The organism is Micromonospora chalcea (assembly GCF_002926165.1).
GTDB lineage: Bacteria > Actinomycetota > Actinomycetes > Mycobacteriales > Micromonosporaceae > Micromonospora > Micromonospora chalcea.
The window spans coordinates 1-5171 of record NZ_MAGP01000060.1 but is presented as its reverse complement, the minus strand read 5'-3'; the positions used below and the strand labels follow the sequence as shown (position 1 = coordinate 5171).

Sequence of the window (5171 nt, the reverse complement as noted above, 5' to 3'; positions counted from 1 at the left end):
GGGCCGCCCGGGGGGGGGGCCCGCGGGGTGGCGGGCAGGATGGCACCCTGGGCGGGCCGGGGCGCCGGTCCGCGCCGGTCGGACCTGGCGGGATCCCCGGGCGGACAGAAGGTGAGGCGGCGTGGTCGAGGGGTGGCACGGCTGGTTCGGCACGATCAACGGGGTCGTGCTCGTCACGGTGGCCGCGCTGCCGTTGGCCGCGCTGGTGGTGTGGCTCCTCGCGCGCCGGCGCGGCGGCGGGCCGGCCTGGCGGCTGTCGCTGGCCGAGGTCGGCATCGTCTACGGGACCGCGCCGTGGGTCTGGATGATCATGCTCCCGGGGGACGGCGCCGGTGTGGTTCCGGGCCGGGTGAGCCTGGTGCCGCTGCGGGACCTGCTGACCGTCCTCGCGAGCGGGCCGCTGACGGTGGCGGTCCAGATCGTCGGCAACCTGCTGGTGTTCGCGGCGCTCGGGTTCTTCGGCCCGATGCGGTTCGCGGCGCTGGCGTCGGTGCCGCGGATCCTGGCGCTCGCGGCGGGCTGCTCGGTCCTGGTCGAGGTCGCGCAGTACGTCCTGCGGCTGGACCGGGTGTCCTCGGTGGACGACGTCCTGCTCAACACCGCCGGCGCCGGACTGGCCGCGCTGGCCTCGCGCCGCTGGCGGCCGGCCCCGGCGTCTCCGGACCGGCCCCTGCCGGTGCCGGCGGCGAAACGCTGAACGGCCCGGATACGGCACGATGGGCCGGACCTCACGGCCCGGCCCATCGCGTCAGCGCGTCAGGTCGACGCGTTCACCGTCCGGTCAGCACAGCTTCTTCGCCAGAGCGGTGGTGGCGCCACCGCTCTCGTACGAGACGAGCAGCGAGGTGCCGGCCGGGAGCGACCCGCTCAGCGGCAGGACGAGCGTGCCGTCCTTCCGCAGGCTGGCCTGGGTCTGCGCCACGACCCGGCTGCCGTCCCAGACGAAGACCCGGGCGGTGCCGGCCTTCTTCACCTGGAGCTGCACCGAGACCTTGTTGGCGGTGCGGGTGACCTTCTTGAGCTTCACCGTGTTGTCCGCCAGCTTGGCGTAACCACCCGGTGCGACCCCGTCCGAGACGGACTGCAGCAGGGTCTGCGGCGAGTCCACGCTCAGCGCCGCGGTGTCGGGCATGATCGGAGCCTTCGGCGCCGACGGCTGCGCCGGCAGGCCCGGCAGGAGCGCGTTGCCCCAGCGCCACGGGTCGGCCCGCACGCCGCTCCAGGTCGACCAGCCGACCCGGGTCTGCGAGCTGAGGTCCTGCGTGTCCGAGTCGTTGACCAGGATGTTCAGGCCCATCCGGCTCGGGTCGATGGTGTCCGGCAGCACGCTGAACGGAATCTTGACCTCGATCCGGTAACCCGTGTACGGGTTGCTGGTCACCACGGAGGCGATCTCCACACCCGGCGCGGTCTCCGGGCCGCCTTGGTGGTTGTCCCGCTCCCGGGCGAAGCACGGCGGGTTCCCGTTGGCCGGGTCGTTCGTGGCCGGGAAGAGCGCCATGTTGAACACCGTGGAGGTGTTCGCCGAGTTGCCGCGCGGGTCGATGCCGAACTCGATGTTGTCGTTACGCCGCGGACGCTTGCAGTCCTCCGGCGGCAGGACGGTGCCGAGCACGTCATCGGTGATGTTGAAGATGGCGTACAGGGCGTCGTCGGTGTGGGTCAGCTGGGCGGTGCCGGAGATGTCCGACGCCGGGGCGGCGGTGCCCTCCCAGCGGGTGGAGATGTCGATGACCTCGCCGGTGTACTCGTGGTCGTGCCCGTGACCGTCCACCGTCGGCGCGGTGGTGGCCTTCGGGATCGTGGTGGTCGGGACCAGGTTGAACGCGCCCGGCTCGGTGGCGCTGCCACCGACGTAGCTGGTCTCGATCTGCACCCGGTAGGCGCCGTTGTCCGGCGCCCGGTTGGCCGTCGGCAGCGACGTGTCGGTGTTGCTGACGGTGAACGTCACCGAGGTGGTGGCGCCCGGCCGCAGGCCGCTGTACGGCACCTGCTGCTCGGCCACCGAGAAGCCGGCGGGAACGTTCAGCTTGACCGAGCCGGACTCGACCCGGGTGCCGTGGTTGGTCAGGTTGACCTTGACGCTGCGGGTGCCGCCGCTGGGGATGTTCAGCAGGGACTCGATGAGCGCGTCGAGCTGCTGGGTCTTGTTCCGCACGGTCCAGGCGCGGAAGTCGGCGATCTCCTCCAGCGGCTCCAGGGTGCCGCGCACCGGAGCGGTGCCCTGCACCTGGGCGCTGCTGACGCCGCTGCCGTCCTTCTTGCTGGTCAGCGTGGCGTTGAGCCGGAAGCGGGTGCCCACCTCGACCTGCGCGGGCGGGGTGACGGTGAAGGTCTTCACGACCTCCTTGCCCGGGGTCAGCGTGCCGACGTTGCCGTTGCCGCTGACGCTCCAGCCGGCCGGGACGTCCAGGGCGACCTTGGCGCCCGGGATGGCCTTCTCGGCGTACAGGACGGTGTCCACCTTGATGGGCTGGCCGCCGACGGCCTCCCAGGTGCGCGGACGCACGTGGATCTCGGTGCCGAGCGGCAGGCCGCCCGGGGCACGCAGGGTGGCGCCCTGCAGCGCGCCGGTGCCGGCGCCCACGTTCGGGTCCGGGTACGGCGTGCGGGTGTCGATCAGCGTCAGCCGGTTGCAGCCGATGGCGTCCGGGTTGGTCGTCGGGAAGGAGCTGTTGCCCCAGCCCTGCGACACGTACTCCCGGCGGGCCCAGGTCTGGACCGTGTTCCACCGGTTGCCGTCGTGCCGCGCCGACTCGTAGCCCTGCCAGGTGCCGAAGATGACGTTGCTGGCCTCGGCCGGCGTGAACGTGGTCTCGCAGGCGGGGCCGTTGGTGCCGGTGGTGCCGCTGCCACCGGTCTGGAAGATGCGGGAGACCCGCCAGGGCTTGAGCCCTTCCTTCTTGATCTGCTCCGGGAACGCCTTCGGGTCGGCCGCCGCGTAGAAGGCCTCCACGGCCAGCATGGCCGCCTTCTGGTGGTTGCCGTGGTTACCCTGCGTCGCCGAGGGGTTCATCGTGAGGATGACCTCGGGCTTGGTGGTCCGCAGGACCCGCACGATCCGGGACAGCGTCTCCTGGTGGCCCCAGACCTCCTCGGTCAGCGGGGCGCTCGCGGTGTACCAGAAGTCGAGCGCGTCCAGGTTGTAGATGTGCTCGACGCCGGCCCAGCCGACGGCCTTGCGCTCCTCGGCCTCCCGCAGGATGCCGAGCTCCGGGCCCTCCTCGAGACCGGTGGCGTTGCCACCGCCCTCGCCGCGGGTGGTGGTGATGACGCCGGCCTTCATGCCGTGATACTCGTTCCAGTATCCGAGCATGCCGAGCTGGCCTGCCTCGTCGTCCGGGTGCGCGCCGATGAACATGATGTCCAGGTCGACGGGCTTGTCGGACTTCTTGGCCTGTGGCTTCGGTGCTGCGTTCTGGGGGTTGGCCTGGGCCGGAGTGGCCAGGCCCAACGACAGAAGACCGCACATGGCGATCGCTGCCGTGGTGCGCCATCTCATGGGCATACCTCTTCGTCTCGAAGCGAGAGTGCTGCGGCTGGGGGACGGGTCACGGGCCCGGCGCGCGCCGGGTCGTGACGCGGACAGCTGTCCATTGAGGACTGTTGGGTCCTCGCTGGTCGTGGTGCTCGACAACGGGGTGGTGGTGTACGCGCACCGTCACGGCGTGAGCGGTGCACACGGTGGCGACGGATCGGTCCACCGGAAGGCCTTCGGGCCGTAACCTAGGGATCTTGCGGAGGCGTCGTCAATAGGCCCGGACGACTTTCTTCCTTATTCGAAGAAACAATCCCCGCAGCTCAGTGGCCCGGCTGCTCGGCCTGCATCAGCCGGAGGGGGCGCTTTGCCCAACTTTGGGCACCCAATGTGGACGCGAGGGCCCGGTTTTGCGCGCCATGTCGGGGTGGCCTGGCGCGTCCGGCTTGCCACTTCCCAAATTTCCGCTGGCCGGAGCTCCGAGATCATCTCGTTACTTGACGTCTCATTTTTTTCACACTAGGAAGAAAGCGTGTCTGACAAAGCCCCGACCAGCCCGGTCAGCCGTGAGCGGTCCCGTGAGATCAAGCGTCTCTCGGTGATCTTGGCCGCCCGGCAGGCCCGGCGGCTGTCCCGAGTGGACCTGGCCGAGATGACCGGCCTCTCGGCGGCCACGGTCACCGCGCTCGTGCGGGAACTCGTCGCCGAGGGCTACCTCATCGAACGCGGGCCCGGCGCGCCCACCACCGGCCGGCCCCGGGAGATGCTCGAGTTCAACCCCCGCGCCGAGCTCGTCGCGGCGGTGTCGCTGGAGCCACCCCGGATCAGCTGCGAGATCGCCGACAGCGAGGGCGCGGTCATCGCGCACCGCGTCGCGCGGCTCGGCGCGAACGTGGTGGAGACCGTCTGCGAGTTCGTCCTCGACCTCGTCGGCGACAACCTGCCCTCGCTGCGCGGCGTCGCGATCGCGGTGCCCGGCGTCTCCACCAACGGCGCGGTACGCCTCGCGCCGTCGGTCGGACTGGTCGAGGCGTGGCCGATCGGCGAGTCCGTGCAACGGCGGCTCGGCGTACCCGTGGTCGTCGACAACGACGTGAACCTCATGGCCGCCGGCGAGTGCGTCGCCGGCGCCGGCGCGGACGTGGCGAACCTGCTGCTGATCCACGTCGCCGAGGGCATCGGCGCCGGCCTCGTGCTCGACGGCAAGGTCCGCCGGGGCGCCAGCGGAGCCGCCGGCGAGGTCGGCTTCCTGCCGCTGGGCGGCACGACCGAGCGTCGCTACAGCGGTGTCGGCGACTTCGAGGCCCGGTGGTCGGTGAACGCCATCGCGGAGCGGGTCGTCGCGCTCAACCCGGGCCGCCGGCCCGAGTCACCGGTACGGGAGCTGAGCCGGCTCGCCGCGACGTCTGCGCCCGCCCGGGAGTACCTCGACGAGGTCCTCGGCGCCTGGGCCGGGCTCATCCTCTCCTGCGCCTGCGTCGTCGATCCCGGACTGGTGCTGCTCAGCGGCGCCGCCGCGGAACTGGACGACGCGGCCCTCGACCAGCTTCAGACCCTCGTCTCCGCCCGGACCCCGGCCCCCACCGAGGTGCGCCGGGCCACCCTCGGTGACCAGGCAGTGCTGCACGGAGCGATCAGCTACGCGCTCTCGGCCGCGGTGCCCCGCCCCTCGCTTCCCTGACCACCACCCGAC

General features: G+C 71.5%; 3 protein-coding genes. 2 read left to right on the top strand and 1 reads right to left on the bottom strand.

Annotation, left to right across the window (positions count from 1 at the left end; all coding sequences use genetic code 11):
* Window positions 1–121 precede the first annotated feature (121 nt).
* Window positions 122–697, top strand: coding sequence for a VanZ family protein (locus BAW75_RS06870; RefSeq protein ID WP_104112998.1), 576 nt, complete (start codon window positions 122–124; stop codon window positions 695–697).
* Between the two features lie 84 nt (window positions 698–781).
* On the opposite strand, the gene BAW75_RS06865 is transcribed toward BAW75_RS06870, so the two are convergent.
* Window positions 782–3502, bottom strand: coding sequence for a sugar-binding protein (locus BAW75_RS06865; RefSeq protein WP_043323166.1), 2721 nt, complete (start codon window positions 3500–3502; stop codon window positions 782–784).
* 508 nt (window positions 3503–4010) lie between these two features.
* On the opposite strand from BAW75_RS06865, the gene BAW75_RS06860 reads away from it, so the two are divergent.
* Window positions 4011–5159, top strand: coding sequence for an ROK family transcriptional regulator (locus BAW75_RS06860; protein ID WP_043323169.1), 1149 nt, complete (start codon window positions 4011–4013; stop codon window positions 5157–5159).
* The last annotated feature ends 12 nt before the right edge of the window (window positions 5160–5171 follow it).